The organism is Pseudomonas sp. 11/12A (genome assembly GCF_000800055.1).
In the GTDB taxonomy this organism is placed as follows: Bacteria; Pseudomonadota; Gammaproteobacteria; order Pseudomonadales; family Pseudomonadaceae; genus Aquipseudomonas; species Aquipseudomonas mohnii.
Window position 1 is genome coordinate 3,912,752 of the sequence record NZ_JUGV01000001.1, and the last position, 21,334, is coordinate 3,934,085.

Here is a 21,334-nt window from a genome sequence, read left to right on the forward strand (position 1 = left end):
GGAGAGATGCGTGCTCAAGAAACTGGGAATTAAAGGCCGCGTGCTGTTGCTGACCCTGTTGCCGACCAGCCTGATGGCCTTGGTTCTGGGCGGTTATTTTACTTGGATGCAGCAATCCGACCTGCAAACCCAACTCATGCAGCGCGGCGAAATGATCGCCGAGCAACTGGCACCGCTGGTGGCTCCGGCCATGGGGCACAAGAACAGTGAGTTGCTTGAGCGCATCGCCACGCAGTCCCTGGAACAACCGGACGTGCGTGCGGTGACCTTCCTCGCGCCGGACCGCACGCCATTGGCCCACGCGGGCCCGACCATGCTCAACCCGGCACCGCTGGGTGATGGCTCGCAAATGCTGCGCCGCAGTGGCAGCGACGCAACGCGTTATCTGCTTCCGGTATTCGGCAAGCACCGCAACCTGGCCGGCGACCTGATTCCCGATGAAGCCGACCGCCTGCTGGGCTGGGTCGAGCTCGAACTGTCCCACAACGGTATGTTGCTGCGCGGTTATCGCAGCTTGTTTGCCAGCCTGTTGATGATTGCGGCCGGCCTGAGTGGCGCGGCGCTGCTGGCATTGCGCATGGGCCGCACCATCAATCGACCGCTGACTCAGATCAAGCAAGCCGTGGCTCAGCTCAAGGATGGGCATCTGGAAACCCGTCTGCCCCCCCTCGGCAGCCAGGAGCTGGACGAGCTGGCGTCAGGGATCAACCGCATGGCTGGCACCCTGCAAAATGCCCAGGAAGAATTGCAGCACAGCATCGATCAGGCCACTGAAGACGTGCGTCAGAACCTCGAAACCATCGAAATCCAGAACATCGAACTCGATCTGGCGCGCAAGGAAGCGCTGGAGGCGAGCCGGATCAAATCCGAGTTCCTGGCCAACATGAGCCATGAAATTCGTACGCCGCTCAACGGCATTCTCGGTTTCACTCATCTGCTGCAAAAAAGCGAACTGACCCCGCGCCAGCTCGACTACCTGGGTACCATCGAAAAATCAGCCGACAACCTGCTGGGGATCATCAACGAGATTCTCGACTTCTCGAAAATCGAGGCCGGCAAACTGGTGCTCGACCATATTCCGTTCAACCTGCGCGACCTGCTGCAGGACACCCTGACCATCCTCGCCCCCGCCGCCCACGCCAAGCAGCTGGAACTGGTGAGCCTGGTCTACCGCGACACACCGCTGTCGCTGGTGGGCGATCCGCTGCGGCTCAAACAGATCCTCACCAACCTCGTGAGCAACGCGATTAAGTTCACCCGCGAAGGCACCATCGTCGCCCGGGCCATGCTCGAAGACGAACACGAAGACAGTGTGCAACTGCGCATCAGTATTCAGGACACCGGCATCGGTCTGTCTAACCAGGACGTACGCGCGTTGTTCCAGGCCTTCAGTCAGGCCGACAATTCGCTGGCGCGGCAACCGGGTGGCACCGGTCTGGGGCTGGTGATTTCCAAGCGCCTGATCGAACAGATGGGCGGAGAAATCGGCGTCGACAGCACGCCGGGAGAGGGGTCGGAATTCTGGATCAGCCTCAGCTTGCCCAAGACCCGCGACGATGCCGAAGACCTGCCCGGCCCACCACTGATGGGACGACGCGTGGCGGTACTGGAAAACCACGAACTGGCCCGCCAGGCGTTGCAGCACCAATTGGAAGACTGTGGACTCGACGTCACACCGTTCAACACCCTGGAAAGCCTGACCAACGGCGTGACCGGCGCTCACCAGACCGAACAGGCGATCGATCTGGCGGTATTGGGTGTCACCAGCAATGACATGCCGCCGGAACGCCTGAACCAATACATCTGGGACCTCGAGCACCTGGGCTGCAAAGTGCTGGTGCTGTGCCCGACCACTGAGCAGACGCTGTTCCATCTCTCGGTACCCAACCCTCACAGTCAACTGCAGGCCAAACCGGCCTGCACCCGTAAACTGCGTCGTGCGCTATCCGATCTGGTCAACCCGCGCCAACTGCGCAGCGAACCCGAAGAACCGGTTTCCAGCCGCGCGCCAAAGGTGCTGTGCGTCGACGACAACCCGGCCAATCTGCTGCTGGTGCAAACCCTGCTCGAAGACATGGGCGCCAAGGTGCTCGCGGTGGAAAGTGGTTATGCCGCGATCAAGGCGGTGCAGAGCGAGACGTTTGATCTGGTGCTGATGGACGTGCAGATGCCCGGCATGGATGGGCGCCAGAGCACCGAAGCGATCCGTCAGTGGGAGAGCGATCGTCATTGCACGCCACTGCCCATCATCGCCCTCACCGCCCATGCCATGGCCAACGAAAAACGGGCGTTGCTGCAAAGCGGCATGGACGACTACCTGACCAAACCGATCAGCGAGCGGCAACTGGCGCAAGTGGTGCTGAAATGGAGTGGCCTGGCGCTGCGCAACCAGCATCCGGAGCGCTTGGGCGACAGCCACGGCAGTGCCTTTGAGTTGCAGGTGCTCGATCACGATGAGGGTTTACGCCTAGCGGCGGGCAAGGCCGACCTGGCGGCGGACATGCTGGCGATGCTGTTGGCCTCGCTGGAAGCCGACCGTGAAGCGATCCGTCAGGCTCAGGAAAGCCACGACCACAATGCCCTGATCGAACGGGTCCATCGTCTGCATGGCGCCACCCGCTATTGCGGCGTTCCACAACTGCGCGCCGCCTGCCAGCGCAGCGAAACCCTGCTCAAGCAACAGGACCCGAGGGCCTTTGGCGCTCTCGAAGAACTCGACCGGGCGATCAATCGCCTGGCCGTCCAGGCGCGTATCAACGCCTGATGCACTTTCCAGGAGGACAACATGCGCACGATTCTTTTCAGCAGCCAGACCTACGACCGCGACAGTTTTCTCGCCGCAGACCTGCCCGCCGATATCGAGCTGCACTTTCAATCGGCACGCCTGAGCCTCGATACGGTGGCATTGGCCGAGCAGCACGAGGTGGTCTGCGCCTTCATCAATGATGACCTCGGCGCCCCGGTGCTCGAACGCCTTGCTGCGGGCGGCACCCGGCTGATCGCCCTGCGCTCGGCCGGTTACAACCATGTCGACCTGGCGGCGGCGAAACGCCTGGGACTGGCGATTGTGCGCGTCCCGGCCTATTCACCGCACGCGGTAGCCGAACATGCGGTGGCACTGATATTGGCGCTCAACCGCCGCTTGCACCGCGCCTACAACCGCACCCGCGAAGGCGATTTCAGCCTGCACGGGCTGACCGGCTTCGACCTCGTGGGCAAGACTGTCGGCGTGGTCGGCACCGGGCAAATCGGCGCGACCTTCGCCAGAATCATGAACGGCTTCGGTTGCAAGCTGTTGGCCTACGACCCTTTTCCCAACCCCGAAGTCGAAGCACTGGGCGCTCGTTATCTGAGCTTGCCGCAACTGCTGGCCGAGTCGCAGATCATCAGCTTGCATTGCCCGCTCAACAAAGAGAGCAAACATTTGATCAACCGCGAATCATTGGCGCACATGCAGCCGGGCGCGATGCTGATCAACACCGGACGCGGTGGCCTGGTGGATACACCTGCGTTGATCGATGCCTTGAAGGATGGTCAATTGGGTTATCTGGGGCTGGATGTCTATGAGGAGGAAGCGCAGCTGTTCTTCGAAGACCGTTCCGATTTGCCATTGCAGGACGATGTGCTGGCGCGACTGCTGACGTTCCCCAACGTGATCGTGACCGCGCACCAGGCGTTCCTGACCCGCGAAGCCCTGGGAGCGATTGCCGCGACCACCCTGCAGAACATCGCGGCATGGATGGCAGGCAACCCCGAAAATCGGGTCGAGGGCGACTGAACCTGATCGAAGGTCATATGCCCGCGCCATGCTGCGCGTATGCCCGTGCTAGCATATCGCGCATATTTGGAGGACCCATGGTCGAACACGATTTCCGCTACAACCTGATGAACCCGCAACACACCCTCACCGAATGCCGCGCCCTGGTGCCGGGGCGTTATCAAGTCACCGGCAACGGCGGCTCGATTCGTAACAACGACGTGCTGATCGTGACCCTCAAAGGCGCCAAGGACTTGTCCATGCGCCTGACCGTCGAAACGGTTCGCCACCTGATCAACCCGCCCGGCCAATGGGTCGCGGTGGCCAGTGGTCCGGTGTTCGGCGAATTGGCGATCCACACTTGGCAAGTGAACTGTGACAGCTGCGCCAAAGAATTGAGTTTCGAGTTCGCGGTCGACGCCAAACTGGGCACTAAAGCGGAAAAACCTGCAGCCACCGCACGGATTGCCGAGCTGGGCTGGAAGTCCGTTGGCGAGAAACACCTGTGCCCGAAATGCCAGGAGCCCGCGTGATGAAACGCCTCGCTCTGACCGCGATGGTCGGTGCCAGCCTGTTTGGCTGCGCCGCCGAGCCGGTGCAATTGCAACAAAATCGTAGCTACATCCTGGAGTGGATCGGTGAACGTCCCCTGATGGATTACAGCCACCTGACCATCACCCTCGCTGACGACGGTCGGGCCTACGGTAGCGGCGGCTGCAACCACTGGTTCGCGCCGTACACGCTGGAAGGCGACAAGCTCAGTTTTGGCAAAGTCGGCAGCACCCGCAAACTCTGCGCGCCGGCGCTGATGGAGCAAGAAAAACGTTTCCTCCAGGCGCTGGAGAATGTACAGCGTTGGGACGTTTCGCCGATTGACCAGATGCGCTTCTGGCCGGCTGAAGGCAAGCCGCTGCGCTGGTGGCTTGAAGAAGGTTGATCAGCACCCTGTCACGCTCATGTGAATGACTGTGGCGAGGGTGCGGCGATCCGACAGCCCCTCGCCACAAGCGTTCACATCGTTAAAGTCAGTTTTTAGCCTGCAACGCCTCCAGCTTCGCCATCACCCCCGCCGCCGTTTGCTCGCCCATCAATTGTTCGCGCACCTTGCCCTTGTTATCGATGATGTACGTCACCGGCAACGCCTCGCTGCGTGGAAGTTCGAACAAATCGGCTGGATCCTGCGCCAACACGGTGAACTTGATCCCGAGTTTCTCGCTGGCACCTTTCAGATCTTCGCCCTGTACATTGTCGAAATTGACCCCGAACACACCGATCTTCTTGTCCTTGAGTTGGTCGGCCAAGTGGTTCAATTCCGGAATCTCGGTGCGGCACGGGCCGCACCATTCCGCCCAATAGTTGAGTACCAGCCACTTACCGTCCAGACGATCGGCGGCGACTTTCTGTCCGTTCTGGTCAATGCCGTAGTCATTACCGCAACCCCCCAGCATCAACGCCCCGATGATCGTCAATGCCGCTGCCAGTCGCCTTGTCATGTCGTGTTCCTTGTCAAAAATTGAATGCGCCTGCGACCCATCGCCTCTCGCGGTACAGGAATGCGCGCTGCACAGTTAGAATAGCCGCCACCTTACGCAAGATGCGACCCGCTCATGACCGATCTGACGCTTTATCACAACCCGCGCTGCTCGAAATCCCGCGGTGCGCTCGAACTGCTTGAATCCCGTGGCCTGACGCCGTCGGTGGTGCGCTACCTCGAAACGCCACTGGACGCTGCACAAATCCAGAGCCTGCTGGGCAAACTCGGGATCAGCGCCCGACAACTGCTGCGCACTGGCGAGGACGAGTACAAGAGCCTCAACCTGGCCGACAGCAGCCTGACCGAGGCGCAATTGATCGCCGCCATCGCCGCTCACCCTAAACTGATGGAGCGTCCGATTCTCGAAGTCGGCGACAAAGCCGTCATCGGCCGTCCGCCGGAGCAGATTCTGGAGCTGCTGCCGTGACTGCGCCCTACATTCTGGTGCTGTACTACAGCCGCAGTGGCTCGACCAACGAAATGGCCCGGCAGATTGCCCGGGGCGTCGAACAGGCCGGCCTTGAGGCGCGGTTGCGCACGGTGCCGGCGATCTCCACCGAATGCGAAGCCGTATCGCCAGAGATTCCGGACGAAGGCGCGCTCTACGCCACCCTCGACGACCTGAAGAACTGCGCCGGCCTGGCAATGGGCAGCCCCACCCGCTTCGGCAACATGGCGGCGCCGCTCAAGTATTTTCTCGACGGCACCAGCAACCTGTGGCTGACCGGCGCCCTCGTCGGCAAACCGGCCGGGGTCTTCACGTCCACGGCAAGCCTGCATGGCGGCCAGGAAACCACGCTGCTGTCGATGATGTTGCCGTTGCTGCACCACGGCATGCTGATTACCGGCCTGCCGTATAGCGAATCGGCGCTGCTGGAAACCCAGGGTGGCGGCACGCCGTATGGCGCCAGCCACCATGCGGGTGCCGACGGCAAAAGCGCTCTGGATGCCCATGAAGTGGCGCTGTGCCGCGCGCTGGGCTCACGCCTGGCCAAGACTGCCCAGAAACTGGAGCGCTGAAGTGGCCAAGAAGCCGAAGATCCTGCCTTCCATCGAGTGGCTCACCCCCCGGGTCCGGGCCATGCGCGTCATCAGCCTGCTGTGCTTTTTCGGGCTGGTGGGGCTGCTTTGCGTCTACTACCTGGCAGTCGCCGATCTGCACGGTGCGCGGCCTTGGGTGATCCTGCTGATCGAACTGGTGCCGCTGCTGTTGCTGGCGCCGGGAATGATCGTCGGCAGCGCCCGTGGACATTCATGGATGTGCTTTGTGGTGAACCTGTATTTCATCAAGGGCGCGTTGGCTGCCTATGACCCGAACCGGCAGATTTTCGGCTTGCTGGAGATGGGCGCGAGCCTGGCCGTGTTCTGCTCGGCACTGTTGTATGTGCGCTGGCGGTATCAGTTGAACCGCAAGCGGGCGGGCGAAGGCGAAATCTCTGCCGCCTGATCTGAAGCCATCGCGGGCTCGCCCGCGATAGGTCGACTCGGCCTCAATGATTCACGGTGTAAGCCAGCATCATCGAAATCTGGCTCATCGGCCGTCCGCCACTTTCCTCATGCCACTGGTTGAACACACCCTGCACCAACGCCAGATCGCGCTGGCTGCTGGGCACCTTGTCAATGATGTTCTGTGCATTCAATGCCGCCACCACGTCATAGCTCGGCACAAAAGTGTCTTTGCCAACCATGCGAAGAAAACGCGGTGCCGACAGACCGCCCAACTGATGGCCACGCTTTTTCAGGAAGGTCCAGAGCCCGACGATATCGGTCACCGGCCAATCGGCGATCATCGCACCGAAGCTGCCCTTTTCATGGGCCACATCCAGCACGAACTGCGCATTGCGCGGCACGCTCTTGAGTTTGCCCAAGTGGCGGATGATCCGCGCGTCCTGCATCAGGCGCTCCAGATGTTCAGCGCTCATCAGCACGACTTTTTCCGGATCGAACTTGAAGAACACCTCTTCAAAGGCCGGCCACTTGGCGTCGACCAGACTGTGCTTGAGCCCGGCACGGAATACACGCAATGCCATGGTCGAGAGGTAGCGATCGTCGCTGATTTTGCGCAATTGCGCCGGGGTCTTGGGAACGGGCAGATGGGCTTCCAGTTCAGCCGCCGAACCGAAACGGTTCAAGCAGTATTCATTCAGCCACTTGTAGTCGCGCATGCCCTCTCCTGAGGATTGAAACGAAAGCCAAATACAGGAGCGAGCTTGCTCGCTCCTGTATTGATTGTGGTTAGAGATTGACCACATTGACGAAGCGCGAAGCCGCCGTTTCGTCGATCTTGAGGTTGGTGAAGTCGAACAGGTTGCGGTCCGCCAATTGCGACGGGATCACGTTCTGCAGACTGCGGAAAATGCTCTCGGTACGACCCGGGGTCTTGCGCTCCCAGTCCTGCAGCATTTCCTTGACCACCTGACGCTGCAGGTTTTCCTGGGAGCCGCAGAGGTTGCACGGGATGATCGGAAATTGCTTGAGGTCCGAATAGGCCTGGATGTCTTTTTCGTTGCAGTAGGCCAGAGGGCGGATCACCACGTTGCGGCCATCGTCGGCGCGCAGTTTTGGCGGCATGGCCTTGAGCGACCCGTTGAAGAACATGTTCAGGAAAAACGTCTCGACAATGTCGTCACGATGGTGGCCGAGCGCCATTTTGGTCGCGCCGATTTCGTCGGCGAAGGTATAGAGCGTGCCGCGACGCAGGCGCGAGCACAGCGAGCAGGTGGTCTTGCCCTCCGGAATCAGCTCCTTGACCACCGAGTAAGTGTCTTTCTCGACAATGTGGTACTCGATGCCCAGCTCTTTGAGGTAGGCCGGCAGCACGTGCTCAGGGAAGCCCGGTTGCTTCTGATCCATGTTCACCGCCACGATCTCGAACTTGATCGGCGCCACCTTCTGCAAGTGCATCAGCACATCGAGCATGGTGTAGCTGTCCTTGCCACCGGACAGGCAGACCATGACTTTGTCACCGTCTTCAATCATGTTGAAGTCGGCAACTGCCTCACCGGCCTGACGGCGAAGGCGCTTTTGCAGTTTGTTCTGGTTGACCGTAAGAGTGCCCATGACGCGAAATCCGTGAGGTGTGACGAAAGGCCGGCATTTTACGCAAAAACACTCCGCTGGCGAAGGCCCTCGGGGCCCATGTGGCCAGCGAGCCAGCTCCCTCCCCGTAAATTCGGTCCTGCACAGACTCTACGGCGATTAAGACGCGCGTTTACAGCGCGATTTGCTCTAATACCCCTACTCCCTCAAGGGAAACTCCTTCCTATACTGCGACATAAGGTCGCATTCATATCCAGACCTGTAACTTACTTGGCCAATTTGGCCCGTAAGCGCTCCACTGGGGGGCGACGGTAAAAACAAGAGGAGTGACTGGCATGATCCATCACGTAGTGGGGCTTTTCACCCACCCTGATCAGGAATGGAAAGAAATCCGTGGCGACCAGGAGGAAAGCATCAGCCACATGTACCTGACCCACACACTGATTCTGGCGGCGATTCCCGCGGTGTCGGCGTTTATCGGCACCACACAGGTCGGCTGGGTCATCGGCAATCGAGCGCCGGTGATGCTGACCCAAGAGAGCGCGCTATGGATGACCATCATGTCGTACCTGGCCATGCTGGGCGGCGTGGCAGTCATGGGCGCGTTCATCCACTGGATGGCCCGCACCTATGATGCCAATCCAAGCCTGGCGCGTTGCGTAGCATTTGCCACCTACACCGCAACCCCGCTGTTCATTGGCGGCCTTGCGGCACTGTACCCGCACATGTGGCTGGGAATGATCGTCGGCACCGCGGCGATCTGCTACACCGTTTACCTGTTGTATGTCGGCTTGCCGACGTTCATGAACATTCCATCCGACGAAGGCTTTCTGTTTTCCAGTTCAGTACTTGCCGTAGGCCTGGTGGTGCTGGTGGCCATCATGGCGTTCACCGTGATCGTCTGGGGACTCGGCGTGGGGCCGATCTATACCAATTAGCAACACACCCTCCAAAAACTAGATCTGCCGACACACCGGCCGCCGCAAGGCGGCCTTTTAATGCCTCCAGTACAGACAACGGCAACAACCATTCGGCGCTTCGGCGATTCGGCGATTCGCAAGGCTCGAGGGTTGCGGCATACTCGACACCTCTGGAGATCCATCAAGCATGCCCGAGCAACTCAATATCCGCGTCGAAGACTGTTTCCAACAAGCCGAATCCTTTTTCAAACGAACTTTCAAACGCCCCGTGGTCAGCCTCAAGCTGCGCGGGCAAAAAGCCGGTGTCGCGCATTTGCACGAAAACCTGCTGCGCTTCAACCCGCAACTGTATCGGGAAAACACCGAAGACTTCCTCAAGCAGACGGTAGCCCACGAAGTCGCGCACCTGATTGCCCATCAACTGTTCGGCGACCGCATCCAGCCCCATGGCGAAGAATGGCAATTGATCATGCGTGGCGTATACGAACTGCCGCCCAACCGCTGCCACACCTATGACGTCAAACGCCGCAGCGTGACCCGTTACATCTATAAATGCCCGTGCGCAGACAGTGACTTTCCGTTTTCGGCGCAGCGCCACAGCCTGGTACGACAGGGCCGACGGTATTTGTGTCGGCGGTGTCGAAGCACGTTGGTGTTCAGCGGGGAAATGCGGGTCGAGTAGTGGACGCTAGAGAACCACTTTGGCACGCCGCAATTCAGCAATCCGCTCAACGCTATACCCCAACTCATCCAACACCTGATCCGTATGCTGCCCCAGCGTCGCGCCAATATGTCCGGGCTGCGGCAAACCTTGCGAAAACTTCAATGGACACGCCATCTGCAGCTGGCTCGTACCATCCCCCCGTGGCACCTCGGTCACCAGTTCCCGCGCCTGCATTTGTGGATGCTGCACCGCCTCGCTCAGGCTCAACACCGGTTCGACACAGGCATCCAGACCGGCAAACATTGCACACAACTCGGCAAAATCATGCTTCTCGAACTCGACCTTCAGCGCGTCCTTGAGGCGCTTTTGCTGGGCCGGTTGCGGCGATAAGCCGAGGTTGGCCAGTTCCTCCAGCCCCAAGGCCGTGCACAGCCGTTTCATGAAGTCCGGTTCCAGGCTGCCCACCGACAACCAGCGCCCGTCCCGGGAGCGGTAATAGTCGTAGAAACTGCCGCCATTGAGCATCTGGTCTTCCCGACCCGGCTCAACGCCACAGGCCAGATACCCGGCTCCGGCCATGGCGTTCAGACTGAACGCACAATCGGTCATGCTCACATCCAGGTATTGCCCCAGACCGGTTTGCTGCCGAGCGATCACCGCCGCCAGCAGGCCGATCACCCCGTGCAGCGAGCCTCCGGCGACATCCGCCACCTGGGCGCCCAAGGGCAGCGGCCCACTGTCAGCGCGGCCGGTGTAGCTTGATAGCCCAGCCAGGGCCAGGTAGTTAATGTCATGCCCGGCGCGATCCTTGTAGGGGCCGGTCTGCCCGTAACCGGTGATCGACACGTAAATCAGCTTCGGATTGATCGCTTTCAAGGCTTCATAGCCCAGGCCCAATCGTTCCATGACGCCAGGGCGAAATTGCTCAAGGACGATGTCGTAGTCCTGCAGCAGCTGTTTGATCACGTCCAGCGCCTCGGGTTGCTTGAGGTCCATCGCCAGGCTGCGCTTGTTGCGATTGAGGTAGGCATGACTGGCGGAAACGCCCCGGTCATGGGGCGGCAGCACGCGCAGCAGGTCCATGCGAGTCGGCGACTCGATGCGCAGGACCTCGGCGCCCATGTCCGCCAGCAGCAGCGAGGCGAACGGCCCGGGCAGTAGTGTCGAAAAATCCAGAACCTTGAGTGATGCCAGTGGACCAACCATGAATGTTCTCCCTAGACGATGCCCCAGACTAGGCAGCCAGACGCTCAGGGGCAATCACCTAATGTGCCAGTGACGGTGACCCTTGTGCTCAGGTCGCGGGCAAAAAAAACCCGCCGAAGCGGGTTTTTTCATCATGACAAGGTTTACTTGGCGTTAGTCGGGGTTGCCCCTTCGACGTGGCCCAGAACATCGTCCTTAGGTTCATCGGCAATGCCGCGACCGCCCGAGGCCAGCTCGGCGTGCATCACGTCGGTGTCCAGTTCCTTGACCCACTTGGCCACCACCAATGTGGCAACGGCGTTGCCCACCAGGTTGGTCAGCGCACGGGCTTCGGACATGAAGCGGTCGATACCGAGGATCAGCGCCAGACCGGCAACCGGCAGGTGACCCACGGCGGACAGGGTGGCGGCCAGTACGATGAAACCACTGCCGGTCACGCCCGCAGCGCCCTTGGAGGACAGCAGCAGTACCACCAGCAAGGTGATCTGGTGCGTGATATCCATGTGAGTATCGGTGGCTTGGGCAATGAACACGGCCGCCATGGTCAGGTAAATCGCAGTGCCGTCGAGGTTGAACGAGTAACCGGTCGGGATCACCAGACCCACCACGGATTTCTGCGCCCCCAGACGCTCCATCTTGATCAGCATGCGAGGCAGTACCGATTCCGAGGACGAAGTGCCCAGCACGATCAGCAGTTCTTCACGGATGTAGCGGATCACTTTCAGCACGCTGAAACCGTGAGCGCGAGCGATAGCGCCCAGCACGATCAGGATGAACAGCAGGCAAGTGATGTAGAAGCAGGCCATCAACTGACCCAGTTGCACCAGCGACCCGACACCGTAGGCACCGATGGTGAACGCCATGGCACCAAAGGCACCAATTGGCGCGAGCTTCATGATCATGTTGATGATGTTGAACATCACGTGGGCGAAGCGATCGATGAAGTCGAGGATCGGCTTGCCGTAGGCACCCAGGCGATGCAGGGCGAAACCGAAGATCACCGAGAACATCAGCACTTGCAGGATGTCGCCCGTGGCGAACGCGCCGACGATGGTGGTCGGGATCACGTTGAGCAGGAAGCCGACGACACTTTGATCGGCACCGGCCGCAACATAGGTGGCGACTTTGGAGGCGTCCAGCGTGCTGACATCGATGTGCATGCCAGCGCCTGGCTGCACGATGTTGACCACAACCAGACCCACCAGCAGGGCGATGGTAGAAACGATTTCGAAGTAGAGCAGTGCGTAACCACCGGTCTTGCCGACCGACTTCATGTCCTGCATGCCGGCGATACCGCTGACGACGGTGCAGAAGATGATCGGAGCGATGATCATTTTGATCAGTTTGATGAACCCGTCACCCAGCGGCTTAACGGCCACACCGAGCTGTGGGTAGTAGTGACCGAGCAAAATACCGATGACAATTGCAACGATCACCTGGAAATACAGGGATTTGTACAGTGGCTGACGAGTCGTCATTGCAAAGTTCCTCAAGAGTGCGCGGTGACAACATCCATCTGTTATCCACGGCACCTGAATTGCGAACCCTCCTGCACTGGAGGGATTTGTTTTTTCGAGCCGCGCGACGGCAGGCATCTGCTCGTTGTATCGCAAGGCCCATGCCACCTTCCGCGAAAACCCTGCAAGCCTTTTGACAGCAAGGGTTGCAAGCATTTTCTGTTTATCCGGCGGATAGATTGCAGTGGCGGATTTCCGCCCATCGACCGGATCTTATCCTGCAATTTGGCGGATATCCGCCCTGTTCATTGGCAAGTGCCGCCGCTACCATCCGTCGCTCAATAGATGGATTTGCCTGTCATGCGCGAACGCACCATCGCCAGTCATTTCGCCCGTGCCGCCCTCGGTGGCGCGCAACGGCGTGGTTATGCCTATTCGGCTCTGTTGCAGCAATTGGGGATCAGCCCCGAATTGCTCAGCGAGCCGCGGGCGCGTATAGCTCCGGAACAGTTCGCTCGACTGATCCAAGCACTTTGGCTGGCACTGGACGACGAGTACCTGGGATTCGGAAAAGGCCAGAGCAAGCCGGGCAGCTTCGCAATGATGTGTCATGCCGTGATCCACTGCCGAAATCTGGATAAGGCACTCAACCGTGGCTTATTGTTTTATAGCCTATTCCCCGATGCCCCGCGCCTGACCCTGACGCGTGAAGATGAAATGATCCGCCTGAGCCTGGACGATGCGCATCTGTGGGATCCGGACCATTTCCTCACCGAAAGCCTGCTGGTGATCTGGCACCGCTTCGGCAGCTGGCTGATCGGCCAGCGCATTCGATTGGAACAAGCCACGTTCAGCTACCCGCGACCGGAGCATGGGGCCGAATACGATTTGCTTTTTTCCTGTCCGCTTGAGTTTTCCACCCCGCACAGCAGCCTGCTGTTTCACAGCCGCTACTTGAACATGCCGCTGTTGCAGGACGAGCGGACGCTCAAGCTTTTTCTTGAGCGCTCCCCTGCCGATCTGCTATCGCGTCCTGACGATGGCGACAGTTTGAGCAGTCAGCTGCGGCGGCTGCTCAGTCGCGACAGTTCGCGCTGGCCGGATCTGGAAGCCGTGGCCGCGCACCTGCACATCAGCCCGCAAACCTTGCGCCGCCATTTGCGCGAAGAAGGCAGCAGTTTTCAGGAGTTGAAGGACCAGTTGCGTCGTGACATTGCGATTTATCATTTGAGCCGCGCCAACCTGTCGTTGCAACAGATTGCCGAGCAGCTGGGATTTTCCGAGCCCTCGGCGTTTCATCGGGCGTTCAAGAAGTGGACGGGGCTGACGCCGGGGGCGTACCGCGCTCAGGAGAATTGAAGGAATAACCTGTAGGAACCCAGGATCAAACCGCCGGAAAATGAATCCGGAACGCCGCTCCGCCCAAGGGTGAGTCGCCCAGGGTCAGTTTGGCGCTGTAGCTTTCAATGATGTCCTTGACCACTGCCAGGCCGATGCCCTGCCCCGGATGCTGGCGGTCAAGACGCTCACCGCGCTGCAGGATTCGCGCGCGCTGGTCGGTGGGGACTCCGGGGCCGTCGTCTTCGACACACAACTCGATGCCGCTCAAGGTCTGGCGAACACTGATTCGCACTTCACCAAGGCACAAGCGATAAGCGTTTTCCAGCAGGTTCCCCATCATCTCCAGCAAGGCGCCCTGCTCGATGGGCACATAACACTGCGGCGGCAAGTCCATGGCGACTCGCACGCGCTTGTCGCGATAAACCTTATCCAAAGTGTCACACAGACTTTGCAACACGGGCTGCAGCTGTACCTGATGGCGCACAAGACCGCTTTTGCGCAGGCTGGCGCGTTGCAATTGATAGCTGATCTGCTGACTCATGCGCTCGATCTGGGTTTGCAGGACCCGGGCTTGCTCACGATTTTCCGGGCGTTGCGCCATGTCTTCGCTGACGCCTTGCAACACCGTCAAAGGGGTTTTAAGGCTGTGCGCCAGGTCGTCAAGGGAGTCGCGATAACGGCTGCGCTGCTCACGCTCGCTGTGTAACAAGCGGTTCAGGGAACCAGTCAAGCGCAGCAGTTCGCGCGGATGTTGCTCGCTGAGACTTTCGCGGGTACCGCCTTCGATCTCATCCAGCTCCTGACTGAGCCGGCGCAACGCCTGCAAGCCCCAGGTCAGACCGATCCACAGCAAGGCCAGCAATACCAGCAATGCCGCACCGAAGCCCAGGTAGAGGTTTTCCCGCAGTCCTTCAAGGGTGTGTTCGTATTCGCGCACCGGCTGCAGCGCGACAATGCTGAAAGCCGCGCTTTTACCACCCAGCAGCTTGACCTCGACGTCATAGACGAAGAACTCCTGGCCATTGGCTTCGTTGATTCTTGCGAACTCGTTACCGCGCCCATCGTAGCGCGGCTTGTAATTGATGTTTTCCTCCTGAGTGCCCTTCGACCGCCAGACCAGATGACCTTCACGGTCATAGATATAACCGAGCAAACGGCTGTCGGTGAGGTTGAAGCGCTCGTCGGGCAATTGCGCCGGCATCTGCAGATGATTGTTCTCCACCCGGGCGGCGGAGATCAGCGTCGTCACATCCGATGCCAGACGCTGTTCGATGGAGTCCTGCAGAGCCAGGCTGAACGCACCCTGCATGGCCGGCAGCAACGCGAGCATGAACAACACCGCCAGAAGGGTGGCGGCGAGCATCAAGCGAACGCGTAGAGAACGAATCAACTGCAGCGCTCATTGAACAGGTAGCCGAGGCCCCTTACGGTATCGATCGGTTTGAACCCGACCGGCCCTTCCAGCTTGCGCCGCAGGCGGCCGACAAGCACTTCGATCACGTTCGGATCACGCTCGTCGTCATCCGGGTACAACTGTTCCATCAGGCGATCCTTGGCCACCACTTGCTGGTGATGGAGCATCAGGTATTCAAGGATGCGGTACTCGTATGCCGTCAGCGCCAGTGGCTGCTCGTCGAGCGATGCCTGCTTGCGATTCAGATCAAGCAGCAACGGCCCGGCGACAATGGTCGACTGGGTGAAACCGCTGGACCGACGCAGCAAGGCATTGAGCCGGGCATCGAGTTCTTCGAACTGGAACGGCTTGACCACATAGTCGTCAGCACCGGCGGCGAGGCCTTCGACCTTGTCCTGCCAGTTGCCACGCGCCGTGAGGATGAGGATCGGAAAGGTCTTGCCCCGCGAGCGCAGTTGGCGAATCAGGTCGAGCCCGCCCATACCCGGCAGACCGAGATCGATCACCGCCAGGTCATGATTGAACTGTTCGGTCTGGTACAAAGCCTCTTCGGCATTGGCCACGGACTCGACTACGTGTCCGCTATCCGTCAGGCGGGTTTGCAGGTGATGGCGCAATAGCGCCTCATCTTCGACGACCAGCAGTTTCATAACACGCTCCCAGGCAAATCAATGTCTCCAGAGGTACGAACAGCGCACCTCGATAGTGTACAGGCCGGCACCGGTTCAACCTCATGGCTGATCCGGTGCCGGCCCGTCGCGAACGTTTTTTTTCAGAAAGCGTAGTTGGCGGAAACGTAAGTCTGGGCGCTGCTGGTCAGGCTCAGAGCCCCCTGTTTGCTGCCACCGCGCTCGTTCATCTCGATGCTGGCATTGCTTCGAAGATAACGGTACCCCAGTTCAACTGACGTATTTCGCGAAATCTGCTGTAAAACTCCCGCCTGACCACCCAACGTGTAACCGATATTGCTGTCGCGACTGAAACCTGGCGACTCCTGAGTCATTTTGGACAATCCCGCCGAGGCGCCGCCGAAGAGTTTGGTAGTGCCGCCTACCGGGTAGAACAGATCGTAGCTGCCCAAGAGGTTTTCCTGACGCAGTTTAATGCCATTGTGCGAGCCCGACACGTTGTCGTAAGTGGCGTAGTAGCGCCCTTGGCTGTTTTGCTGGCCCAGACGCACACCCCAGGTTGCGTCCTTGCCAATCACGCCGTCAGCGTTCGGACGATTAAGGTTGTCGTTCAGGGCGTGGGACTTTTTGATCTTGTCGCTGGTCTGCCCTAAAGTCAGGCTACCGAAAGTGTCGTCGGACGCGAACGCTGTCGTGCTTGCGCCCAAAACGGTGAATGCCAGAAGCAGTTTTTTGAATCCAGTCATAGTGAAACTCCTAGTGAGTTGCTTGTTTATTGGCTACGGGGCAAGACTACTTACGTCGCCCTGAACTCCCCCTGAACGCGCCCTTAACCTAAGCTGAACCAACTCTTCCCGAGTGTTTCCAAGAGTTTCAACAGGAGATTCGACCATGCGCATGTTCCTCGCTGTCCTCTTGCTGGCCTTGAGCGGGCTCAGCCAGGCCGCCATAAAGACCCAGGAAATCCCCTACCAAACTGCCGACGGCACGAAAATGATCGGCTATTACGCCTACGACGACGCGATCAAGGGACCGCGACCCGGTGTTGTGGTCGTGCATGAGTTCTGGGGGCTCAACGACTACGCCAAACGACGTGCCCGGGATCTGGCCGGTCTGGGCTACAGCGCACTGGCCATCGATATGTATGGTGACGGCAAGAACACCGAACATCCGAAGGACGCCATGGCTTTCATGCAAGCCGTTTTGAAAGACAGCGCGGTGGCCAGCGCACGGTTCCAGGCCGGGCTCGATCTGCTGAAGAAACAGCCGCAAACCGACCCCAATAAAATAGCCGCCATCGGCTACTGCTTCGGTGGCGGCGTGGTGCTCAATGCGGCGCGTCAGGGTGTGCCCTTGGCGGGTGTCGTCAGTTTCCACGGCGCACTGGCAACCAATACCCCCGCTACGCCAGGCAGCGTGAAAGCGAAAATCCTCGTCGAACACGGCGCCCGTGACAGCATGATCACTCCCGAAAATGTCGCTGCGTTCAAAGCCGAAATGGACAAGGCCGGCGCCGACTACACATTCGTCAGCCTCGACGGTGCCAAGCACGGCTTCAGCAACCCTGATGCCGATCGCTTGAGCCACGGCGATCATGGCGGGCCGGACATCGGTTACAACAAGCCGGCGGATGAAAAGTCGTGGGCGGACATGCAGGCGTTTTTCAAAAAGATTTTCAGCTGACACGCCCAACATCGGGAGCCGAGCATCCCTGTGGCGAGGGAGCTTGCTCCCTCGCCACAAAACCCTCGACTACTACCCAGCGCCAATCCAACCCGGCAAAATGCCAGACATGAAACCACTCCCCGCCCTGCCCGCTTTTTGCACCCCACTCGATGCCCATTGGCCGCTGCCCCATGTGCTGCCCGATACCGTACTGTTGAGCACGCATTTCAATACCTCGCAACTGGTCAGTGATGATTTCCAGCGCAGCGCCATTGAAGCGCCAGCGACCATCCAGCGCTCGGTCGCCAAGCGTCAGGCAGAGTTTCTCGCCGGCCGTGTCTGCGCCCGTGCCGCGCTGCAACAATTGGAAGGTCTGAACGTCAGCCCGGCCATCGGCCAAGACCGGGCCCCAGTCTGGCCGGCACACATTACCGGCTCGATCACCCACAGCACGGGCCGTGCCGCCGCTATCGTCGCAAAAAAAAGCCATTGGCGCGGACTGGGAATGGACCTGGAAAACCTGCTCAACGCCGAACGGGCCGAGCGCCTGGCCGCAGAGATCCTCACCCCGCCGGAACTACAGCGCATGGCCGCCGGCCGTAACGATCAACTGGCGTTATGGGTAACCCTGACATTTTCCGTGAAAGAGAGCCTGTTCAAGGCGCTCTATCCGATCGTCCGGCAGCGTTTCTATTTTGAACACGCCGAAGTACTGGAGTGGACTGAGAGTGGAGAGGTGCGGCTGCGATTACTGACAGACCTGTCCGCCGAGTGGCGCAATGGCACCGAGCTGGATGCGCAGTTCGGGGTCAAGGATGGGCAGTTGTTGAGCCTGGTCAGTCTCCAGGCCTGAAAACTCCAGCGCCTGTATGGGACTGCTCGCAGAGGCGATTGCCCAGACAACCAAGCACTCAGCGCTTCTCCTGGTTGCGCGGCCAGCTCAAACTGAAACAGGCCCCCCCAAGGCTCTTGCTCTTGCCGATCAACGCCCGCCCGTCGTGCCAATGAATGATGCGTCGCACGATGGACAACCCCAATCCATGCCCGCCCGAAGCACGGGTTCGACTGTCGTCGAGGCGCAGGAACGGAGTAAAGATTCTCTCCCAGGCGATTTCCGGCACGCCCGGCCCGTCATCCTCGACATCGACCCGACAGCGTTGCTGCCCAACCTGATAGCTGATGGTCACCCGTGATTGCGCGTGACGCATGGCATTACTCACCAGGTTCTGCAGCGCCCGATGCAGGTAGCGCGGCTCAGCCTCGACCCAGGCGTCGTCGCAATCGGCCGCCGACAGGCACAATCCGCGCTGCACCGTGACGTCGGCACGCAAAGGCGCCAGCTCCTCGATCACCTGATTGACCAGCGCATCCAGGTCGATGCGCTGGAAGTTCAGCGCCGGCGAGCCCTGCTCGAGCCTTGCGTAAGTGAGCATTTCGTCGACCAGTCGGTCGAGATCCTCAATGTCGTGGTCCATGCCTTCACAGTACTTTTCCAGGGCTTGCGGCGTGGTGGCCGAGCCAATCATCTCCAGACCGAAACGCAGGCGCGCCACCGGCGTACGCAGCTCGTGGGAAACGGCGCGCACCAGTTCGCGCTGGATCGCCAGCAATTGTTGCAAGTGTTCGGCCATGCCGTTGAACGCCGACGCCAGACGCCCCACCGAGTCCGCACCGCGCGCCGGCACACGGGTTTCCAGGCTACCCCTGGCGATGCGCGTGGCCGCTGCCTCAAGACCGCGCAAGCGGCGCTCCAGTTGGCGAACCAGCAAGTAAACGATCAAACCGATCAGCGTGAGGCCCAGTGCGGCAATCAGCACGAGCCATTCCGGCGGATAAGGATTCATCTGATACAAAGGGCCGATTTCCAGGACCCATGGCGTCCCGACCATGCCAGCGAACACGCGGATCGAATCGCCCTCCTTGCCCAGCGCCATCACCGTGTCACCTTCTGACACTCGACGACTCTGGTCCTCGTCCATGTCCGCCTCATCGACCGTGACCAGACGCAAGTCGAAGCCAAAACCCTTGTCCTGCTTCAGTTGTGCCAGGCGCTGGGGTTGCTCAGCCACCGGCACGCGCACCAGTTCATCGGTCAACAGGTAAATCGTCGCCCGCGCCAGTTGCTCACTGATCTGCTGGACTTCCCCCGTGAGTACCAGTTGTTCCTTTTCGCTGACCAGCCGGTAAACCTTCGCCGCATGCGGACCGGTCTGCTCCACCAGCGCTTGCCCGTGCAGCACGCGGGTGCGCTGGGTCAGGTCAAGGTCCGTCTGGTTGAAGGTTTTCAGCGCCAGCGGAATCCCCAGCAGGCGTTCCCACACTAACAAGGCACGATGGCGCTCGGTCTCGTTCATCGGTTGCAGGTTGTCGGCCATCAACGAGAACGTGCCATGGGCCAGGCGCTCGCGGTACTGCTCGCTGCGTACCTGGTTGAGCATGTGTAACGCCAGCACACCGAGCACCGCCACCAGCACCAGCGCGGCGCACATGCCGCCGTAGATACGCAGGAAGATCGAGTTCACAGCGGCGAGTCTACGCAGGCCTCAGGAACGAACAGGTAGCCTTTGCTGCGCACGGTCTTGATCAGACGAGGGTGATCCGGGTCATCGCCGATTTTCGGACGGATGCGTGAAATGCGCACGTCAATGGAGCGATCCTGGCCGTCATAGCCGATGCCACGCAGCGCCGTGAAGATTTCTTCCCGGGACAGAATGCGTCCGGCATTGGCTACCAACAGCCAGAGCAGATCGAATTCGGCGCTGGTCAGTTCGATGCCATTGTCGTTAAGCCAGGCTTCGCGCAAAGCGTTGTCCACGACCAACGGACCGAACTGCAGCCGCCGTTGTTTCTCCGGCGCGGCTTCTGGTGCTTCACTGCGCCGCAACAGCGCCTGGATGCGCGCCAGCAACAAACGCGGACGCACGGGTTTGCATACGTAGTCGTCGGCGCCCAGGTCGAGGCCGAGGATCTGGTCGGTATCGTCGGTCCGCGCGGTGAGCATCAGGATCGGCCCGTCATAGCGGTCGCGGACTTTGCGGCAAATGCTCAAGCCGTCCTCGCCGGGCAGCATCAGGTCGAGGATTACCAGGTCCGGTTTTTCCTTGATGATGCGGGCAGCGGCGAGGGCACCATTGCCTTCGATCGACACTCGCAGGCCGTTGGCTTCCAGGTAATCGCGGGTCAGCTCGGCCAGACGCTGGTCGTCCTCGACAATCAATACCTGCCAGGCTTCTTGCTCCACGGGTGACCTCTTCTTGCCAGTAACTCTAATAAGGAAGGATCCGCCCGTCTTTTTGTAACGATTGGGGAGGATAAATTGCCTGCATGCTGGCCGATTGTATAAACGTCGCTCGCGCAGAACACAAGCCGCTAAATGCGTTCGGACATGACGGTTTTTTGTGATAGGGTTCGCGCCCTTAAAAATCCACCCGGCCGTTTTCGATCATTGAAAATTGATGAAAAAAGGTCCGGTCCAGCAGCATTGCGGCCTACACGCCGATTCGCTCTTTCACTCACAATTTACGCACAGGCTTATCCACAGGTAGTACGTTGCAATCCCCCCCCAAAACGCATTATCTTGTACCTCGGCGCCAAAAAAACCCTAGATGTAGGGTTTTGCGCAAAAGACCAAACACAAACCGGACACCAATTTCAAGCGCTTTTCTTGCCACCCTCCGGTTGAACCAAACGTATTTTCGACAGCCAAAA

Annotated in this window: 22 protein-coding genes; 12 read left to right on the forward strand and 10 right to left on the reverse strand. The window is 59.8% G+C overall.

Going from position 1 to position 21,334, the window contains the following annotated elements; genetic code table 11:
- The first annotated feature begins 10 nt into the window (after nucleotides 1–10).
- From GQ39_RS17975 to GQ39_RS17990, 4 genes are all read left to right on the forward strand, one after another.
- Complete coding sequence (locus tag GQ39_RS17975; RefSeq protein ID WP_047532245.1) at nucleotides 11–2,764, forward strand: response regulator; 2,754 nt, start codon at nucleotides 11–13, stop codon at nucleotides 2,762–2,764.
- Between the two features lie 21 nt (nucleotides 2,765–2,785).
- Entirely contained in the window at nucleotides 2,786–3,778 is a 993-nt protein-coding gene (locus GQ39_RS17980; protein WP_047532247.1) for a 2-hydroxyacid dehydrogenase, read from the forward strand.
- 77 nt (nucleotides 3,779–3,855) lie between these two features.
- Nucleotides 3,856–4,290, forward strand: coding sequence for a hypothetical protein (locus GQ39_RS17985; RefSeq protein WP_047532249.1), 435 nt, complete (start codon nucleotides 3,856–3,858; stop codon nucleotides 4,288–4,290).
- On the forward strand, nucleotides 4,290–4,694 hold the full coding sequence (locus GQ39_RS17990; RefSeq protein WP_047532250.1) for an META domain-containing protein: 405 nt from the start codon (nucleotides 4,290–4,292) through the stop codon (nucleotides 4,692–4,694). Before GQ39_RS17985 ends, GQ39_RS17990 begins: the two co-directional genes overlap by 1 nt.
- An 88-nt stretch (nucleotides 4,695–4,782) precedes the next feature.
- Here GQ39_RS17990 and GQ39_RS17995 read toward each other — a convergent pair whose 3' ends face one another.
- Nucleotides 4,783–5,250: a TlpA disulfide reductase family protein gene (locus GQ39_RS17995; protein WP_047532251.1), complete on the reverse strand. Its 468-nt coding sequence runs from the start codon at nucleotides 5,248–5,250 to the stop codon at nucleotides 4,783–4,785.
- 114 nt (nucleotides 5,251–5,364) lie between these two features.
- Here GQ39_RS17995 and arsC point away from each other — a divergent pair, with 114 nt between their 5' ends.
- The 3 genes from arsC to GQ39_RS18010 are packed head-to-tail and all read left to right on the forward strand — an operon-like array spanning nucleotide 5,365 to nucleotide 6,738.
- Nucleotides 5,365–5,718, forward strand: coding sequence for an arsenate reductase (glutaredoxin) (gene arsC / locus GQ39_RS18000; RefSeq protein ID WP_047532253.1), 354 nt, complete (start codon nucleotides 5,365–5,367; stop codon nucleotides 5,716–5,718).
- A complete protein-coding gene (wrbA, locus tag GQ39_RS18005) occupies nucleotides 5,715–6,311 on the forward strand; it encodes an NAD(P)H:quinone oxidoreductase (RefSeq protein ID WP_047532255.1) in 597 nt (198 codons plus the stop codon). The genes arsC and wrbA overlap by 4 nt, the downstream gene beginning before the upstream one ends.
- A gap of 1 nt (nucleotide 6,312) precedes the next feature.
- The gene (locus GQ39_RS18010; RefSeq protein ID WP_047532257.1) at nucleotides 6,313–6,738 is read left to right on the forward strand and encodes a DUF2069 domain-containing protein; all 426 of its coding nucleotides are present in this window, start codon (nucleotides 6,313–6,315) and stop codon (nucleotides 6,736–6,738) included.
- Nucleotides 6,739–6,781: 43 nt separating this feature from the next.
- Here GQ39_RS18010 and GQ39_RS18015 read toward each other — a convergent pair whose 3' ends face one another.
- Entirely contained in the window at nucleotides 6,782–7,456 is a 675-nt protein-coding gene (locus GQ39_RS18015; protein WP_047532259.1) for a DNA-3-methyladenine glycosylase I, read from the reverse strand.
- Nucleotides 7,457–7,526: 70 nt separating this feature from the next.
- Entirely contained in the window at nucleotides 7,527–8,351 is an 825-nt protein-coding gene (gene ttcA / locus GQ39_RS18020; RefSeq protein WP_047532261.1) for a tRNA 2-thiocytidine(32) synthetase TtcA, read from the reverse strand.
- Nucleotides 8,352–8,665: 314 nt separating this feature from the next.
- Here ttcA and GQ39_RS18025 point away from each other — a divergent pair, with 314 nt between their 5' ends.
- Nucleotides 8,666–9,268, forward strand: coding sequence for a Yip1 family protein (locus GQ39_RS18025; RefSeq protein ID WP_047532264.1), 603 nt, complete (start codon nucleotides 8,666–8,668; stop codon nucleotides 9,266–9,268).
- Between the two features lie 169 nt (nucleotides 9,269–9,437).
- A complete protein-coding gene (locus GQ39_RS18030) occupies nucleotides 9,438–9,932 on the forward strand; it encodes a SprT family zinc-dependent metalloprotease (RefSeq protein WP_047532266.1) in 495 nt (164 codons plus the stop codon).
- 6 nt (nucleotides 9,933–9,938) lie between these two features.
- Here the strand turns inward: GQ39_RS18030 and GQ39_RS18035 are convergent, their stop codons facing one another.
- Both GQ39_RS18035 and GQ39_RS18040 read right to left on the reverse strand, forming a co-directional pair.
- Nucleotides 9,939–11,120 carry a CaiB/BaiF CoA transferase family protein gene (locus GQ39_RS18035; protein ID WP_047532268.1) on the reverse strand — a complete coding sequence of 394 codons (1,182 nt, stop codon included), beginning with the start codon at nucleotides 11,118–11,120 and terminating at the stop codon, nucleotides 9,939–9,941.
- Between the two features lie 143 nt (nucleotides 11,121–11,263).
- A complete protein-coding gene (locus GQ39_RS18040) occupies nucleotides 11,264–12,598 on the reverse strand; it encodes a dicarboxylate/amino acid:cation symporter (RefSeq protein ID WP_047532270.1) in 1,335 nt (444 codons plus the stop codon).
- Nucleotides 12,599–12,937: 339 nt separating this feature from the next.
- Between GQ39_RS18040 and GQ39_RS18045 the strand changes: the two genes are divergently transcribed.
- A complete protein-coding gene (locus GQ39_RS18045; RefSeq protein WP_047532271.1) occupies nucleotides 12,938–13,936 on the forward strand; it encodes an AraC family transcriptional regulator in 999 nt (332 codons plus the stop codon).
- Nucleotides 13,937–13,961: 25 nt separating this feature from the next.
- On the opposite strand, the gene GQ39_RS18050 is transcribed toward GQ39_RS18045, so the two are convergent.
- The 3 genes from GQ39_RS18050 to GQ39_RS18060 form a co-directional block, all read right to left on the reverse strand.
- On the reverse strand, nucleotides 13,962–15,308 hold the full coding sequence (locus GQ39_RS18050) for an ATP-binding protein (protein WP_047532273.1): 1,347 nt from the start codon (nucleotides 15,306–15,308) through the stop codon (nucleotides 13,962–13,964).
- Nucleotides 15,305–15,982, reverse strand: a complete 678-nt coding sequence (locus GQ39_RS18055) for a response regulator (RefSeq protein WP_047532275.1) — start codon at nucleotides 15,980–15,982, stop codon at nucleotides 15,305–15,307. Before GQ39_RS18055 ends, GQ39_RS18050 begins: the two co-directional genes overlap by 4 nt.
- A gap of 122 nt (nucleotides 15,983–16,104) precedes the next feature.
- Nucleotides 16,105–16,707, reverse strand: a complete 603-nt coding sequence (locus GQ39_RS18060; RefSeq protein ID WP_047532277.1) for a membrane protein — start codon at nucleotides 16,705–16,707, stop codon at nucleotides 16,105–16,107.
- A gap of 145 nt (nucleotides 16,708–16,852) precedes the next feature.
- On the opposite strand from GQ39_RS18060, the gene GQ39_RS18065 reads away from it, so the two are divergent.
- Both GQ39_RS18065 and GQ39_RS18070 read left to right on the forward strand, forming a co-directional pair.
- Nucleotides 16,853–17,644, forward strand: a complete 792-nt coding sequence (locus GQ39_RS18065) for a dienelactone hydrolase family protein (RefSeq protein ID WP_047532279.1) — start codon at nucleotides 16,853–16,855, stop codon at nucleotides 17,642–17,644.
- Nucleotides 17,645–17,753: 109 nt separating this feature from the next.
- The gene (locus GQ39_RS18070) at nucleotides 17,754–18,479 is read left to right on the forward strand and encodes a 4'-phosphopantetheinyl transferase family protein (RefSeq protein ID WP_201774174.1); all 726 of its coding nucleotides are present in this window, start codon (nucleotides 17,754–17,756) and stop codon (nucleotides 18,477–18,479) included.
- 58 nt (nucleotides 18,480–18,537) lie between these two features.
- On the opposite strand, the gene GQ39_RS18075 is transcribed toward GQ39_RS18070, so the two are convergent.
- Both GQ39_RS18075 and GQ39_RS18080 read right to left on the reverse strand, forming a co-directional pair.
- Nucleotides 18,538–20,148 carry an ATP-binding protein gene (locus GQ39_RS18075; RefSeq protein WP_047532280.1) on the reverse strand — a complete coding sequence of 537 codons (1,611 nt, stop codon included), beginning with the start codon at nucleotides 20,146–20,148 and terminating at the stop codon, nucleotides 18,538–18,540.
- A complete protein-coding gene (locus GQ39_RS18080; RefSeq protein ID WP_047532281.1) occupies nucleotides 20,145–20,867 on the reverse strand; it encodes a response regulator in 723 nt (240 codons plus the stop codon). The genes GQ39_RS18075 and GQ39_RS18080 overlap by 4 nt, the downstream gene beginning before the upstream one ends.
- Nucleotides 20,868–21,334 lie beyond the last annotated feature (467 nt).